The sequence below is a fragment of the Parachlamydiales bacterium genome (genome assembly GCA_041671045.1).
In the GTDB taxonomy this organism is placed as follows: domain Bacteria; phylum Chlamydiota; class Chlamydiia; order Chlamydiales; family JABDDJ01; genus JABDDJ01.
The window spans coordinates 73,751-89,622 of sequence record JBAZCF010000008.1; the positions used below are offsets into that span (position 1 = coordinate 73,751).

At 43.8% G+C, this 15,872-nt stretch carries 11 protein-coding genes; 9 read left to right on the forward strand and 2 right to left on the reverse strand.

The features are described from left to right. Positions 1 to 3 precede the first annotated feature (3 nt). From WC222_09150 to WC222_09170, 5 genes are all read left to right on the forward strand, one after another. On the forward strand, positions 4 to 858 hold the full coding sequence (locus WC222_09150) for a bifunctional methionine sulfoxide reductase B/A protein (GenBank protein ID MFA6916550.1): 855 nt from the start codon (positions 4 to 6) through the stop codon (positions 856 to 858). Positions 859 to 933: 75 nt separating this feature from the next. Beyond that, the gene (locus tag WC222_09155) at positions 934 to 1,953 is read left to right on the forward strand and encodes a cupin domain-containing protein (GenBank protein ID MFA6916551.1); all 1,020 of its coding nucleotides are present in this window, start codon (positions 934 to 936) and stop codon (positions 1,951 to 1,953) included. A gap of 1 nt (position 1,954) precedes the next feature. Further along, the gene (gene aceB, locus WC222_09160; GenBank protein MFA6916552.1) at positions 1,955 to 3,541 is read left to right on the forward strand and encodes a malate synthase A; all 1,587 of its coding nucleotides are present in this window, start codon (positions 1,955 to 1,957) and stop codon (positions 3,539 to 3,541) included. A gap of 6 nt (positions 3,542 to 3,547) precedes the next feature. Beyond that, entirely contained in the window at positions 3,548 to 4,828 is a 1,281-nt protein-coding gene (aceA, locus tag WC222_09165) for an isocitrate lyase (protein MFA6916553.1), read from the forward strand. Between the two features lie 102 nt (positions 4,829 to 4,930). Beyond that, positions 4,931 to 5,908 (forward strand): tRNA-dihydrouridine synthase family protein, encoded by a 978-nt coding sequence (locus tag WC222_09170; protein ID MFA6916554.1) that lies wholly within the window; start codon positions 4,931 to 4,933, stop codon positions 5,906 to 5,908. A 7-nt stretch (positions 5,909 to 5,915) separates the two neighbouring features. Here the strand turns inward: WC222_09170 and WC222_09175 are convergent, their stop codons facing one another. Next, positions 5,916 to 7,388, reverse strand: a complete 1,473-nt coding sequence (locus WC222_09175) for an RNB domain-containing ribonuclease (protein ID MFA6916555.1) — start codon at positions 7,386 to 7,388, stop codon at positions 5,916 to 5,918. A 174-nt stretch (positions 7,389 to 7,562) separates the two neighbouring features. Between WC222_09175 and WC222_09180 the strand changes: the two genes are divergently transcribed. Beyond that, entirely contained in the window at positions 7,563 to 8,531 is a 969-nt protein-coding gene (locus WC222_09180) for a nitronate monooxygenase (GenBank protein MFA6916556.1), read from the forward strand. On the opposite strand, the gene WC222_09185 is transcribed toward WC222_09180, so the two are convergent. Then, complete coding sequence (locus WC222_09185; GenBank protein ID MFA6916557.1) at positions 8,512 to 9,954, reverse strand: hypothetical protein; 1,443 nt, start codon at positions 9,952 to 9,954, stop codon at positions 8,512 to 8,514. The two genes, WC222_09180 and WC222_09185, sit on opposite strands and share 20 nt — an antisense overlap. 93 nt (positions 9,955 to 10,047) lie before the next feature. Between WC222_09185 and WC222_09190 the strand changes: the two genes are divergently transcribed. The 3 genes from WC222_09190 to WC222_09200 are packed head-to-tail and all read left to right on the forward strand — an operon-like array spanning position 10,048 to position 15,823. After that, positions 10,048 to 11,592, forward strand: coding sequence for a TolC family protein (locus WC222_09190; protein ID MFA6916558.1), 1,545 nt, complete (start codon positions 10,048 to 10,050; stop codon positions 11,590 to 11,592). A gap of 14 nt (positions 11,593 to 11,606) precedes the next feature. Next, positions 11,607 to 12,689 carry an efflux RND transporter periplasmic adaptor subunit gene (locus WC222_09195; GenBank protein MFA6916559.1) on the forward strand — a complete coding sequence of 361 codons (1,083 nt, stop codon included), beginning with the start codon at positions 11,607 to 11,609 and terminating at the stop codon, positions 12,687 to 12,689. Beyond that, positions 12,686 to 15,823 carry an efflux RND transporter permease subunit gene (locus tag WC222_09200; protein ID MFA6916560.1) on the forward strand — a complete coding sequence of 1,046 codons (3,138 nt, stop codon included), beginning with the start codon at positions 12,686 to 12,688 and terminating at the stop codon, positions 15,821 to 15,823. Before WC222_09195 ends, WC222_09200 begins: the two co-directional genes overlap by 4 nt. Positions 15,824 to 15,872: the final 49 nt, after the last annotated feature.

Below are 15,872 nucleotides of genomic sequence, written 5' to 3' on the forward strand. Positions count from 1 at the left end.
ACTATGCAGAAATTTCATAAACTTACCCCCCAGGAAGAGCATATTATCTCCCAAAAAGGGACTGAAGCTCCGGGCAGTGGCAAATACAATACTTTTTCAGAACCAGGCATTTATACCTGCAAACGTTGCGATACTCCACTGTATCTTTCCTCCCACAAATTTTCCTCGGGATGCGGCTGGCCAAGTTTTGACGATGAGTTACCCGGCGCTGTCTTACGTCATTTGGATGCGGATGGAGAACGTGAAGAAATACTTTGCAAACATTGCGGAGCGCATCTAGGTCATGTTTTCATGGGTGAAGGCTATACCCACAAAGATACGCGTCATTGTGTTAATTCCATTTCTATGTCCTTCATTCCTGCGTTTACGTCCGAAGGGTATGAAAAAGCCATTTTTGCTGGCGGCTGTTTTTGGGGAGTGGAGTCTATGATGGAAAAACTGCCCGGGGTGATGAAAACTACAGTGGGATATATAGGAGGGACTACCATTAATCCCACATACGAAGAAGTATGCACCGGACAAACAGGGCACGCAGAAGCAATTGAGGTCATTTTTGATAGGGATAAAACTTCTTTTGAGGCCATAGCCAAATATTTCTTTGAGCTGCATGATCCTACACAGTCGATGCGGCAAGGACCTGATATAGGGACGCAATATAGATCAGGAGTATTTTATCTATCGGAAGCCCAACGGACCATTGCACAAAAACTCATTAAGATATTGAAAGACAGAGGTTTAAATATTTCAACCGAAGTAACGGCTGCGGGACCTTTCTATCCGGCAGAAAAATATCATCAAAAATACTACGATGTCACAGGAAAACATCCTTATTGTCATCATTACACTAAGCGCTTTTAAGCATTTTTTTTCTCCGTACTTGACTTATTCAAGAAATCTTTAATACCTTGAGTTAATTCAAATCGGAGACACCTAATGGCATCCGCTACCCATCTATTTTCGCTTGGAAAAATAAAGCCCCAGACAATCCGATCGGGAGGAAGCAGGACTGATGTCACCGTTCAACAATTACCCATATTGAATGGGCTTTCTTTATCCTATTTAGTTTTAGAACAAAAGGGAGTGCGCGAACCGCATTGGCATCCGAATGCTAACGAATTAAGTTATTGTGTTGAAGGATCCGCCTTAATGACCATCTTTACGCCTGGTGCGGGACATGACACATTTACCATTACTGCAGGGGAAATTGTTTTTGTTCCGATGGGAGCTTTGCACCATATAGTCAATACAGGCGAAAAACCGTTTAAGCTTCTCATTTGTTTTGATAGTGAAACTCCAGAAGATCTAGACCTGTCCGCCGGTATCTCCGTGATGCCTGACCACATATTAGCGGCGACCTTTAGTGTGAACGAGAGCTTATTTAGCAAGCTTCCTAAAGAACCAAAAAGCGTATTCATCACAACTCTTGAAGAACCGGAAAAGCCGCCAATCCCATTCATTACTAATCGCTTTAAAATGGCGCTCGATGCAGAAAATCCCCAAATTCAGACGAAAGGCGGCTGGGTAAAGATGAGCAATCAATTCCTCTTACCGACTTTGCAAGGAATTTCTATTTATGGCGTGTCCTTGAATAAACTAGGTGCAAGAGAACCCCATTGGCATCCGAATGCTGCAGAGCTAAACTACCTTATTGAAGGCACTGCCCGCATTACCCTGCTATCTCCGGGGGGCTCTGCAGATACATTTGATATGGTAGCAGGCGACATGAGCTATATGCCCAAAGGTTATCTGCATCATATTGAGAATACCGGAGAAGATCCGGCTAAATTTGCTATTTTCTTCAATCATATAGCCCCCTCAGATATAGGGCTTTCGGGCTGCTTAGGGGCCTATCCTAATGATGTGCTCGCAGCCCTTTTCAAGGTACCGGCAGCCTATTTTGATAGTCTGCCAAAATATCAACAGGATTTATTTGTCATTAGCGGTGGAGGATAAAATGCCGGATCTAAAAGTGCCTGTAGAAACAGCGAAAAAGCCCTTGCCGGCAGAGGAACATATCCTTACTCCACAAGCAGTGCAGTTCCTGATTAAGTTGCATGAAAAATTTGATCCGCGGCGCCTAGAACTTATCAAGTTGCGTGAACAGCGACAAAAGAAGCTGGATAGCGGTGAGCAGCCTCAATTTCTAAGCAGCACAGAAGACATTAGAAAAGACACCTCTTGGAAAGTGGCATCCACTCCCGACGACCTGCAGAGAAGATGGGTAGAAATCACAGGCCCCACAGATCGGAAGATGCTTATCAATGCTTTGAATTCCGGCGCTGATGTATTTATGGCCGATTTTGAAGATGCCAATGCCCCTACGTGGAAGAATATGCTCGAAGGCCAGCAGAACCTTTACGAAGCTGTGCGCGGCACTATAGGCTTCACCTCTGCCGAAGGGAAACAATATAAGCTCAATCCAACGACAGCCGTACTAATGGTCAGGCCGAGGGGATGGCATTTAGAGGAACATCACTTCCGGGTTAAGAACGCACCTATCGCAGGCTCACTCTTTGATTTTGGACTGTATTTCTTTCACAATGCCCAGGCATTAATTGACAAAGGAAGCGGTCCTTACTTCTACCTTCCGAAAATGGAAAACCATCTAGAAGCGCGTCTCTGGAATGAGGTATTCATTTTTGCCCAGCAAGAGCTTAATATCCCCAGAGGAACGATCCGTGCGACAGTATTGCTAGAGACTATTCTAGCAGCCTTTGAAATGGAGGAAATCCTCTATGAGTTGCGTGAACACTCTGCGGGGCTTAATGCGGGACGCTGGGACTATATCTTCAGCATCATCAAAAAATTTCATGCACGCAAAGATTTTGTATTTCCGGATAGAGCGCTGATAGCAATGACAGTTCCCTTTATGCGGGCATATACACAGCTGCTCATTCAAACATGTCATCGACGCGGGGCACACGCTCTCGGCGGTATGGCGGCTTTTATACCCAGCCGCAACGATCCGTCGGTCAATGAAATAGCATTATCCAAAGTGCGCGAAGATAAGGTGCGTGAATCCAGCGATGGATTTGATGGAACTTGGGTAGCGCACCCGGATTTAGTAAAGATCTCGCGCGATATATTTGAAAAGGCTTTACAGCAAAAACCCCATCAAAAAGAAAAAATCCCTAGTGGGACAGTCACAGCAGCAGAACTGGCTGACTTTAATATTCCCGGTGGAAAAATTTCTGAAGAAGGGATGCGCAAAAATATAAGTATAGCGTTGCAATATATCTATGCGTGGTTATCCGGAATTGGTGCTGCTGCTATCTACAACTTGATGGAGGATGTAGCGACAGCTGAGATCTCGCGTGCGCAATTATGGCAATGGCTGCATCACCCCGCAGCAACCTTAAAACTTGGTTTAGAAGTTAATATCGGATTATACAACCTGATAATAGACCAGGAAATGCTCAAGATGGCTGAAAATAGCGATCCAGAAAAGTTGAAAATCGCAAAAAAATTGCTGGATGAAGTTGTGCTGCCTGAGAGTTTTGTCTCCTTTCTTACAATAAAAGCTTATAACCATTTACGGTAACAGATCATGTACACACAAAAAGAAGTCGCTGCTATCGAGCAGGATTGGAAGACTAATCCCCGTTGGAAAGGTGTAGTAAGGCCGTATTCAGCAGAGAATATTGTCCAAATGAGAGGCTCATTACATATAGACTATACCCTTGCCACATTGGGTGCAGAAAAGTTATGGAAATTGCTGAATACAGAGCCCTTTGTCAGGGCAATGGGGGCAATGACAGGTAATCAGGCCGTCCAGCAAGTGCAGGCGGGCCTAAAGGCAATCTATCTCAGCGGATGGCAGGTGGCGGCAGATGCCAATGACGCTGGTCAAACGTACCCCGATCAAAGCCTTTATCCCTATCTAAGCGTTCCTCATTTAATTACCCGCCTCTACAATGCACTCATGCGAGCAGATCAGATAGAGCATATGCAGAATAAAGAACGCATTGACTGGTTTGTCCCCATCGTAGCAGATGCTGAAGCTGGATTTGGGGGTCCTTTAAACACTTTCGAGTCCATTCGCGCTATGATCATCGCAGGTGCTTCCGCCATCCATTTGGAAGACCAGATCTCATCCATGAAAAAATGCGGACATATGGGTGGAAAAGTATTGGAGCCTATTCCCATCTGCATAGAGAAATTGATTGCAGCAAGATTGGCCGCAGATGTTCTAGGAGTGCCTACAGTCCTTATTGCACGCACAGACGCTGAGTCTGCGGCCTATATCCGTTCAGAATCAGACGAGCTGGACAAAAAGTTCATTACAGGCGAAAGAACCTACGAAGGATTCTATAAAATAAATGGCGGCATCGAATATGCCGTGAGGCGTGGATTAGCTTTTGCTCCGTACAGCGATGTCATCTGGTGTGAATCATCCAAACCTGATTTGGGTGAAGCAAAAGAGTTTGCTCAGGGGATACATGAAAAATATCCGGGAAAGATCCTTGCTTACAACTGCTCCCCTTCTTTCAATTGGCGGTTGAACCTTGACGAAAAAACGATTAGCACCTTCCAAGAGAAACTTGGTGAATTGGGTTATAAGTTCCAGTTTATCACTTTGGCAGGATTCCATTCCCTTAACGCAAGTATGTTTGACTTAGCCTTCAACTATGCCAAAACAGGCATGGCTGCCTATTCCAAATTCCAGCAGGAAGAGATGGAGTTAGAAAAAAATGGCGGATACAAGGCTTTAAAACACCAAAGTTTTGTAGGAGCCGGTTATTTTGACGAATTGCTTACCATTATATCAGAAGGTCGAGCCACATCCCATGCGTTGAAAGGCTCCACAGAAGAATCCCAGTTCATGTAGTCAACTTTTGTGTGCATAACAATAGAAGTTTTAAGGGCTTACTATTGTTATGCACTTTCTCTCTTCATTTTCAAAAAGTCCAAATTGGGCTATACTATTTGCATGAACATGCTCCCCAAAGATAAAAATGGCTGTCCCTTCCTCATCTTAGCACCTATGGAAGGAGTCGGCGACCGTTGTTTCCGCAAAGCTATGGCTTCCATCGGCGGATTTGACGAAGCTGTCACCGAATTTATGCGAGTTCCATGCAACGCTCATGTTAAAAGCCTGGCAAAGCAATACCAAGCAGCAGAAACTCTGCCTATTCCCTTGGCGGCACAACTGATGGGGTCCGATCCGGATTTGATGGCAGATATGGCACGTGAAGTGGAAGTCCGCGGTGCTCCACGCATTGACTTGAACTGCGGCTGTCCATCCAACACGGTTACCGGAAGGGGTGCGGGATCTAGCTTATTGAAAGATCCGGAACTTTTGCACACTATCGCAAAGTCTATGGTGAAAGCTGTCTCTGTTCCTGTAACGGTAAAGATGCGATCCGGTTTTGAGGATACCACCTTATTCAGAGAGAATTTAGCTGCTGCAGAAGAAAGCGGCATTGGATTTCTTACATTACATCCACGCACAAAAGTGGAAGGCTACGGTCCACCAGCACGTTGGGATTTGATCGCAGAAGCAAAATCCCTATTAAAAATCCCCATTGTTGGAAATGGAGACATTTTAACGACGGAAGATGCTGTAAGAATGTTAAAAGAAACCGCGTGTGATGCCCTGATGATAGGGAGAGGGAGTGTTATTAATCCCTTTATCTTCCATCAGGTACGATCAAACTTTTCGGGTGCTTCTTTTACGCCTTCCTGGGACAGCATTGTAATGTATTTTGATGTCTATTTGAATGAGATCACCCCTGAGACTCCGGAGAAAGGAAAAGTCAACAAGATGAAGCAGCTGATGGGATTTCTATTTAAAGGATCCGAAACGCTCCTCTCTATGCGTCAAAGCATATTAACATCTGCATATCCCGATGTTAATAGCTTTATGGAGTTTGCTTTGCCCTTACTACGTAAAGGCACAGCACTCTAAACCAATCTTACGCTCTGATAAAGTCGATATATCCGAAGAACACGTCTGTATGTACCAGTTTTACTCTAAGCTTGTCCCCTACATCCAGGCCTTTTGTTCCTCTGACGAGCTTTCCTTCAATCGGTGGATTAGACAGACGCACCCATGTTCCCCTTTCACTTGCTCCCGTAACAATTGCGGGGAATTCTTTTCCTATCATGCTTGAGAGATAAAGCGCTGCGGCAGACTTCATCATTTTCCGCTCTACCTTATTGGAATCATTCTCTTTCTGCGTACACTGTGCAGCAATATCCATAAGCTCATCTTTAGTATAAGGGAGCTCTTCTCCAAAAAAATGACTTTTTAGTAGACGCTGCATGACTACATCCGGAAAACGCCGATTAGGTGCTGTGGTATGTGCATAGATGATCAAGGCTAAATCGAAGTGTCCCGGAGATTCTTCATTAGGAAACCCGGCATAATATTCTCCTTTTCCAATCAGTTTTATGAGTGCTAAAGATAGTTCAGGAAAGTTATCTGCGTTTTCTTGGCTTTGTTTAAGCAGGAATAGCCGCAATGCCTTCGAGTCTGGTTCGGGAGGCAAGTCTGTTCCATATTCCTTAACTAATTGTACTATTCTGTCCCATCTATCAGGTGTTCTTACTATACGTCTTAATGTGGGGAGGCCTTTGTCTATCAAGAAGTTTGTCACAGCTACATTCGCTGAGATCATAAAATTCTCGATTAACTTATGCGCACGGTTGTGTTCAGCTGTTTTAACATCGACAACTTTTGAATTCACGATGATAGGTTTTAACTCTGAGCTTGCAAATGTCAATGCCCCTTCTTGATCGCGAAAGGCTTGAATGCGTTGCGCAAGCATATCCTGTAATATAATTTGCTCTTTGATACCTTTCATTTGCATGAATGTATCCGGTAGGGACTTCCCGTTTTCAATGAAATCCCCCACAAAGCTATATGCCATCTTGGCATAGTTATGGACCCAGGCTAAATGGATGTTTTGGGGAATAAACTCCCCTGATTTATCAACAAAAATTTCTACGACAACTGCACAACGATCCACGTCAGGATTAAGGGAGGTAAGATTGGTGGATAATTTAGGATCCAACATAGGAAAGATTTTTTCCGGTGTATAAACCGACGTCGTATTATTGTAAGCGTACGCATCTGAAGCTGAACCTTTTTTTACTAAAGCGTCCACATCAGCGACTGCAATATAGATCATTTCCTTACCGTCAGGAGCAATCTCGGCATATGTCAACTGATCTAAATCTTTGGAGTCGTCATTGTCGATAGATATCCAAAGTTTTTCACGCATATCTTTAAAAGAAGGAATAGGGGGCGGATTTGCAGGTGCGTTGATTGCAGCGACTTCAGCCTGCACCTCTGGGGGGAAATCAGCAAAAAATCCTCGTTCCAACATTGCCGTTTTGGCCAGTTCGGCTAAATCCACGTCTATATTCTCTGCACCGTTCTTCATGAATCACTCCTGTCGAAAAGGCGCATCATAGTGGCAATGCTCTATTTTAAAAAATATAAATGACAAATAATCCCCTATTTTTATGGCACATGCTTTGTGTGGAAATCATTCTAAATTTGATGTTTTTTTCATTAGAATCACTTACTTTAAAATAAAAACAATGTACCCCTCCCTATGAAAAATATATTCACTGAACAAGCCGGCATCCAATATCCTTTGATATGTGGAGCAATGTATCCCTGCAGCAATCCTGAACTTGTGGCAGCCGTAAGCGAAGCTGGGGGATTAGGCATTGTCCAGCCCATTTCATTAGTGTATGTCCACGGAAAAGACTTGCGTGAAGGCTTAAAATATATCCGTACCCTAACCCAAAAGCCTTTCGGGATGAACATCCTCGTCGAGAAATCGTCGGCTACTTACGAGAAGCGCATGCAGCAATGGTTAGATATTGCCTTAGAAGAAGGATGCCGATTTTTTATTACGGCTTTAGGAAACCCCAAATGGGTTGTCGATAGGGTCCATCAAGCAGGAGGTTATGTCTACCACGATGTGACGGAACGTAAATGGGCCTTAAAAGCTTTGGAAAGTAATGTCGATGGACTGATCTGTGTCAATAATAGAGCCGGTGGTCATGCAGGCAAGCTATCCCCCCAAGAGCTAATCAACGACTTAAAAGATTTGGGTAAACCCCTTATCTGTGCAGGGGGTGTGGGAGATAGGCAAACCTATCAAGCAGCCTTAGCACAAGGATATGCAGGTGTCCAGATGGGGACACGTTTCATCGCCACCTATGAATGTGCAGAAAAAGATAACTACAAAGAAGCGATTATTAAAGCAAATGAAGATGACATCGTTTTGACGGAACGTGTGACGGGTATTCCGCTTTCGGTGATTAAAACTCCTTACGTGGAGAAAATGGGTGTTAAGATCAATCCTGTCGAAAGATGGCTTTTACAAAACCGCTGGACAAAGCCCTGGATGAGGATCTGGTATGCTTTGACATCAGGCAGACGCTTCAAACAGATTACTTTGCATGGTGGATCATCAAAAGATTATTGGCAGGCGGGAAAAAGCGTGGCCGGCATACATCAGATAGAGCATGCCGGCACACTGGTTAAGGAATTTAATCTTGAGAAGCCGTAGGCTTCAGGGTTACCTTAAAGATTAACGGAGAGGCTGTGGAGTCTGTCGAGCTCGTTGTATTTGGCAATGTGCTTGCAATACCACCTACAATATATCCAACTACAGTAGGATATTTGATCTTATCTAGATCGATCACACCATTTTTGTATTTTTCCAGTCCATCTGCAGGAATAAAGTTAGCACCGGCACCAAATAGCAGCTGGTTCCCTGGATTAGATCCGGCGGAGATAACGACAGGATATTCTGCGTCCATAAGAAACTGGTTAATATTTCCTCTCTTATCAAACTGGATAGTTGTTATCTGGTTGATGAAAGGGATTTCGTCATCTGTAGTAAAAGCTCCATTATTGAAGTAGCCATAACTTAATCCACCAAACAATGAGATGAACATATTTCCGGTTTTCTCAGAAAATGTACCCAGAACCGGGCAGTTATAGTTATTCATGCCTTGTTTAAATGTCCCTGGATTACTTGGATTATACATAGATGGCCACCCTTTGGTCGTTATATATACCGGTACAGTCCAGATTCCTCCGGATTCTGTAAAAACACCCGATAAAGCCAAGTAAGCGGGTAATGGCAGGCCGAGTTGGGATTGCATGATAGGTACGACGTTCAAGTCACGGCGGCGATAGAAAGCATTAGGGCCTTGCTGGGGTGAGGGGCTTAAAACCTTAACTGAAAGGGTCTCGCCATCGTCCTTAATTTTAAAGCGTCTGACTTGTTCAGAATAGATGCCATTCTGTCCGGGGGTATAGAACGTGAAGTAATTCTGTCCAAATATCAATAGGGTCAAGCCTTTAAGTGAACGAGACATATAACCGCCGGTCACCTGGAATACCGGATCCCGCAACTGGCGAATATTTTGGACAGCGGATTTTCCTTGCCCGGTCGTTGTCACCCATTGGATCATTCCGGGAATATCAATTGCTGTGAGTACAGGTTTAGTATCGAATAATCCTGTCGCTGTATTCACACCGTAACCACCGGTCATGTATAGCGTTTTCTTATGCTGGTAAAATTGGGCGCTAGTTACTGAAAGGATATCCACCTGTTCTTGAGTAAGTCCTGAACTAGGGTCATTTAATGATTTTGAGAAAACAGCCCCCGTTTCAACGTCTACAACATAGACTGTAGTGTTTTGAAGTGAGGGAGGAAAATTATTGTTATCATTGTTGAAGTTATGCAGGCCATTTACCCTTCCGGCCAATAGGAGCCATTTTCCTTTATAGGAGGCTCTCACGAAAGATTGAATTCCGCTGGGTAAAGAAAAGTCCAGTTGCTCAACATCTAAAAAAAATGGAACGAAATATTGCGGAGTTATTGGACTTACGTCCGGCGTTTGGTTTGCACTTTGCAATGGCGCAAGCCCTCCCATAAAAACGCAAGCGGCTGTTAATAAATATCTTGCAAATCTAAGCATTTTTGATTCTCCTCTTTTTTTCCAACGGGATCATATTGTATAAAAATTATTTGTCAAATCCTCTAAAATAAAAATTTAATTAAGGTATTCTTTGTGCGCCATTTGCTAATCATTATTTTATGCACATGCCTTGCAGCGTGTTCAAAGTACTACTATGATCCTAGTGTATCTGGACAGGCAACTAACTCACCTGCGGAGGAATGGAAACCTGTCTGCAGCGAATGGTACTGCCCACGCCTGCCGCAACCAGCTGCAGTGAAAATTCCTGATTCAGCCGAAGAACTTGACCTTATAGGATTGCTGGATGTGGCATTGCAGAATCACCCTGCGACAAAACAAGCATGGGAACTATCCCGTGCACAAGCTTATGGCGTGGAAGCTGTCCGCAGTGAATATTATCCAAGTGTAGATGGCTCATTTATCTTCAACTACGTAGATAGATCCGGCGGCAGCCGGTCTAGCAACGCTTTGCCGCAAAATCAGACGGACGGCGATGCTTCTTCCCAGATTATCAACAACGCAGGAGACTCCAGTTTATCGACGACAGCGACAACGCGGACTAAAACTTATATTCAATCCTTTGTTAAAGAAATAACTATCTCGTATCTCCTGCTCGACTTTGGCGGTAGGCGTGCTGCGGTAGAATCGGCCAAACAGGTGTTAAACGCCTTGAATTGGAATCAAAACCGTGTCGTGCAAACGCTGATTGTCAATGTTCTTCAGTCCTATTATGCCTATATCGGAGCAAAAGAACTTGTTGTGGCAAAGCTTGAGGATTTAAAAAATGCAGACGCAGCTTTAGAGGCTGCTCAGGTAAGGTTTGAATCGGGGCTGGCTACAAAACTCGATGTTCTACAGGCTTCTGCAAGTAGAGAGAATGTACTTTTAGGACTTGCTACAGCACGAGGACAGGTAAATATCCAATTAGGTGCGCTAGCAACTGCGTTGGGTGTCCCCCCTGATTCTGTCATCAAGACTAAAGAACTCCCTGAAATATTCCCTTCGGAGCAGATCACGACTAGCGTAAATGAACTAATGGAAATAGCGAAAACTGCGAGGCCGGATTTAGCATCCGCCTATGCTTCCTTTTTGCAGTCTAAAGAGCAAGTCATAGCAGCATATTCGGCAGGTATGCCCACCTTAACCGCCAGTTCACTTTTGCAAAGGACAAACTATCCAAACCAGTCTTTCAATAATGGCCACTATTATTCCGCCACTCTTGCGCTTTCAGGGCCTATATTTGACGGATTCTTCTACCGCAATCAATTCCGCCAAGCCCAAGAGAACGCGTTGGCTAATAAAGCTTATTTCGAGTATCAAGAATCGTTAGCGCTGCTTGATGTTATTACGAGCTATTATAACTTCACTACATCGCAAGAAAACCTTAAATATACCGAAGATTATTTGAAATTTGCACAGCAGGCATATGATTTATCGTTGGAATTCTATCGCGTAGGGACCGGTACATTTACTGATCTTCTTAATTCTCAAGCCTTACTTTCCGATGCACGGGCGCAAAGGATCCAAGCCCGGACAGGCTGGGCAACGTCACTCTTTAACATAGGGTATGCGACAGGAACGCTTAACATCAATTTTATCAATTACGAAATGGCAGGACCGGAGACATTATGCGATTAAGATGGCTTTGTGGTGTGTTATTGCTAATCTTGTGCAGTTGTGAAAAAAAACAGCATGTTATCGTGGTACCTCCCGTCAATGTGGAAGTATGCGAAGTCTCGGTCAGGGACTTCACTCTAACAGTAGAAGCTATAGGAAATGTTTATGAAAATGCCATTGTGCAGATACGTCCGCAGGTTCAAGGGATCTTACTTAGGAAATATTTTGAAGAAGGGCAGTTTGTAAAAGAGGGCGATCTTCTCTATGAGATTGATCCCAGGCCCTATCAAGCTATCCTTGACCAAGCTAAAGCAGCCTTATTGAAAGATGAGTCCACGTTAGAATTGGCAAAAATAACTCTTAAGCGTAATGAAGAACTTATTAAAAAAGATTTTATCTCCAAGTTAACGTGGGAACAGTATCAAAGCAATGTGATGACAGCCCAAGCTCAGGTTGAGATAGATAAAGCTGCCATTGTCAGTGCGGAAATCAACCTGGACTACTGTAAGATCTATGCACCACTAACAGGAAAATTAAGTTCTTACAATATCTTTCCCGGCAATCTCGTCTATATCAATGATCCTAACGCTTTGATAGAAATACGGCAGCTTTCTCCTGTGCGGATTCAATTTGCTATTCCACAAGTGTATTTTCAGGAGCTACATCAAATCCAACCTGACCACAATCTCACTTTTGAAGCAATCCTCCCTTACAAGACCAACCCGCCGATTACAGGTAAAATCTATTTTGTCGATAACCATGTTGATCTGCAATCTGGCACTATCATCATAAAAGGACTCATACAGAATGAAGACCTTGTTTTATGGCCCGGAGAATATGTGACAGTTAAAGTATTTCTAAAAACTATCAAAAATGCTTTGACCATACCCTCAGCAGCAGTACAAGTCGGTCAAAAGGGATCATATGTCTATATCGTAAATCCTGACATGACCGCGACAACTAGAAATATTACGACTGGGCAAAAAGACAAGGGGGATTTCCTTGTCCTTTCAGGACTTAAAAAAGGGGAAAAAATAGTCATCAATGGGCAACTGAACTTAAAAGAGGGTTCTAAAGTCAATATCGCCCCTAAAGCAGTAAAGGAACCTTTGAAATGAACCTTTCGGCACCGTTCATCAAAAGACCTATTATGACTATCCTGCTGATGATCTCCCTTATCACGGTGGGCGTCTATAGCTATATTAAATTACCTGTCAGCAATCTGCCTGATGTCTCTTATCCCGTTATCAACGTGACGGCCGCCTACCCCGGTGCTGACCCCAGCACAATGGCTAATAATGTTGCCAGCCCTTTAGAAAGAGAATTTCTAACAATCTCCGGCCTGAACAGTGTGACGTCTACTAACACTTTGGGCAATTCCAATCTTGTTTTACGCTTCGATCTTGAAAAAAATATCGATAGTGCGGCCCTGGATGTTCAAGCAGCCATTTCTAGGGCAGCAAGGAACCTCCCGCCAGATCTGCCCAGCGCCCCGACTTACCGCAAAGTTAACCCTGCACAAACACCTATCCTTTTTCTTGCCCTAACCTCCGACACTATGCCTCTGAATAAAATGTATGATTACGGCAATTCCTATATCGGCCAAAGCTTGTCTAAGATTTCCGGTGTAGCACAAGTTAACGTGGGGGGATCTCCTTATGCGGTACGGGTACAGGTAGACCCCGGCAAAATTGCTATGCTGGGTTTGACATTGCAAGACCTGTCAGAAGCACTTGTTGCAGGCAACCCCTATTTACCATCAGGCTATTTAGATAATGAAGTACTTTCTTCTACTATCATTGCTAATGGACAAATATTAAACGCAGAGGGCTATAACGAACTTATCGCTGCCTACCCGAACAACTCTCCTGTACGTTTCAAAGATATTGGAAACGCGATAGACAGCCTGCAAAACTACCGCTTCCTCCTGCGCTACATCACGAAAGATACCAATAAACCCACTGTCATCCTATCTATTCTCCCGGAACCTGGCGCAAATACGGTAGAAATTACCAATGATGTCTTCAAAGCACTGCAGCCTATCTTACAGAATCTTCCTTCAGACCTACATCTGGAGGTTGTACGTGACAAATCGATATCGATCAGGGCCTCTATCGATGAGGTGCAGTTTACATTAATACTTGCGTTCTTCCTTGTGATCCTGATTATTTATATCTACTTAGGCAGCATCAGAGATACCCTCATCCCCGCGCTTGTGCTTCCCATATCAGTAATCAGCACCTTCGCTATCATGTATGCGCTGGGCTATAGCATGAACAACCTTTCATTGCTGGCACTGATTCTAGCGATAGGCTTCATCATCGATGATGCTATTGTTGTTATTGAAAATATCGTGCGCCATGTGGAAATGGGGGAAAACCCTTGGGTCGCTTCGTTAGAAGGTGCCCAACAAATCAGCTTCACCATTCTTTCAATGACTCTTTCACTAATCGCTGTTTTCCTTCCGCTTATCTTCATGCCGGGGTTATTAGGTCGGATTTTAGCAGAATTTGCCATCACATTGACAGCTATCACACTTATTTCCGGAGCGATTTCTATCACTTTGACTCCGATGGTGTGCAGTTTGCTTATTACTCCCCAAAAAGAAGAGAAGAAGGGCTATGCCCGTTTTTCGCATAAACTGAACGATGCGTTCTTAAGGGTCTATAAACCTGCGTTATTGTGGACACTGAAACACCGCTACGTAGCCCTTATTGTCATGCTAATAAGTCTAGTTGCGAGCGTATTCTTCATAGTAAAACTTCCCAAAGATTTTATCCCTAATGATGATGAAGGTTTTTTTATCGCCTTTACCCAGGCTGCTGAAGGCACCTCTTACGAAAGAATGAAGCAGTATCAAGAACAAGTGAATACTATCTTCTCTGCCAACCCAGCCATAGATAAATTCATTTCCTATGCAGCCAATCAGCAATTCCGCAATGGGGTCCTGTATGCCAATCTAGTCCCGCGCGCCCAACGTAAAGCAGTTCTAGAAGTCATAGGGGAACTTCAGAAGGAAACTGCAAAAATTCCCGGCTTGAATGTCTTCTATAAAAATATCCCTATGATTGACCTCTCCATTGGATCCGTGGTTAAGGGGTCTTATCAATTTGCTCTACAAAGTTTAGTACCGGAAAATCTGTATCAGCCTGCGGAACAATATATTAATGAAATCAAGAAAATCCCTGGAATTGTAGGTGTTAACAGTGATTTGGAAATCAAATCCCCACAGCTATTTGTGGATATATTGAGGGATCAAGCCTCGTCTCTGGGTGTTTCCGCCTTAGATATTGAAAGAACCTTAGCGCTTGCTTATGCGGGCGGCAGAGTATCACGCATCAACAGCCCTATTAACCAATATGATATCATCCTTGAACTGCTTCCCGAATTTCAAAAAAACCCCTCTGCACTAGGTGATATCTATGTACGGTCTTCACTTTCATCAAAAGTGGTCCCCCTAAATGCTGTGTCCAAATGGCATGAAGGTCTAGGACTTGCCAGCGTAAACCATACAGACCAATTTCCCTCCGTTACCATAGCCTTTAGCATAGCTCCAGGCTTTACCTTAGATGGCGTCCTCGAAAAACTGAAAGCGTATGCGAAGGAACTCCTGCCTAAAGAAGTGACAGGAACAGTCTTAGGAGCTGCGCAAGCTTTTGAGGAATCTGTCAACGGTTCAGCCATTCTGCTTATCTTAACTGTGTTCGCTATCTATGTAATCCTTGGCATTCTTTATGAAAGTTTTATCCATCCATTAACGATTTTATCCACCCTGCCTCCAGCGGTCATTGGTGGTCTTTTAGTTCTTTACCTATTTAACATTCCCCTTTCTCTCTATTCTTTCTTAGGGATCATCCTCCTTATTGGTATTGTAAAGAAAAACGGCATCATGATTGTTGACTTTGCATTGGAAAATGTGCGGCTGCATGGGGACTCACCGGAAAAATCTATTTATGATGCCTGTGTCGTACGTTTCCGACCTATCATGATGACAACACTGACAGCGATCATGGGTGCAATTCCTATTGCCTTGGGAACAGGAACAGGTGCAGAAGCGCGCCGTCCATTAGGCCTGGTCATCATCGGGGGTTTGGCTGTTTCACAGATGATTACTCTTTTTGTCACGCCGGTGATCTATCTCTATTTAGAAAAGTGGAGCGAAAAGCTTAAAATGCATTCGGCTCATAGACCTCCAGAAGGGAAAAAACGTACAAGTCCAGCTTCAGCAGATCAGCCGTCCGCCCAACCTTAAATAACTTATTTGCAAATCGATAATTCTCTTCTTTTCATAAAAAAGTTTT

What these genes read in the sequence shown, in the direction of transcription:
- WC222_09200 (MFA6916560.1), top strand. Translation starts at nt 12,686, where the DNA reads ATGAACCTTTCGGCACCGTTCATCAAAAGACCTATTATGACTATCCTG.
- WC222_09185 (MFA6916557.1), bottom strand. Translation starts at nt 9,954, where the DNA reads ATGCTTAGATTTGCAAGATATTTATTAACAGCCGCTTGCGTTTTTATG.
- aceA (MFA6916553.1), top strand. Translation starts at nt 3,548, where the DNA reads ATGTACACACAAAAAGAAGTCGCTGCTATCGAGCAGGATTGGAAGACT.
- WC222_09170 (MFA6916554.1), top strand. Translation starts at nt 4,931, where the DNA reads ATGAACATGCTCCCCAAAGATAAAAATGGCTGTCCCTTCCTCATCTTA.
- WC222_09150 (MFA6916550.1), top strand. Translation starts at nt 4, where the DNA reads ATGCAGAAATTTCATAAACTTACCCCCCAGGAAGAGCATATTATCTCC.
- aceB (MFA6916552.1), top strand. Translation starts at nt 1,955, where the DNA reads ATGCCGGATCTAAAAGTGCCTGTAGAAACAGCGAAAAAGCCCTTGCCG.
- WC222_09180 (MFA6916556.1), top strand. Translation starts at nt 7,563, where the DNA reads ATGAAAAATATATTCACTGAACAAGCCGGCATCCAATATCCTTTGATA.
- WC222_09175 (MFA6916555.1), bottom strand. Translation starts at nt 7,388, where the DNA reads ATGAAGAACGGTGCAGAGAATATAGACGTGGATTTAGCCGAACTGGCC.
- WC222_09155 (MFA6916551.1), top strand. Translation starts at nt 934, where the DNA reads ATGGCATCCGCTACCCATCTATTTTCGCTTGGAAAAATAAAGCCCCAG.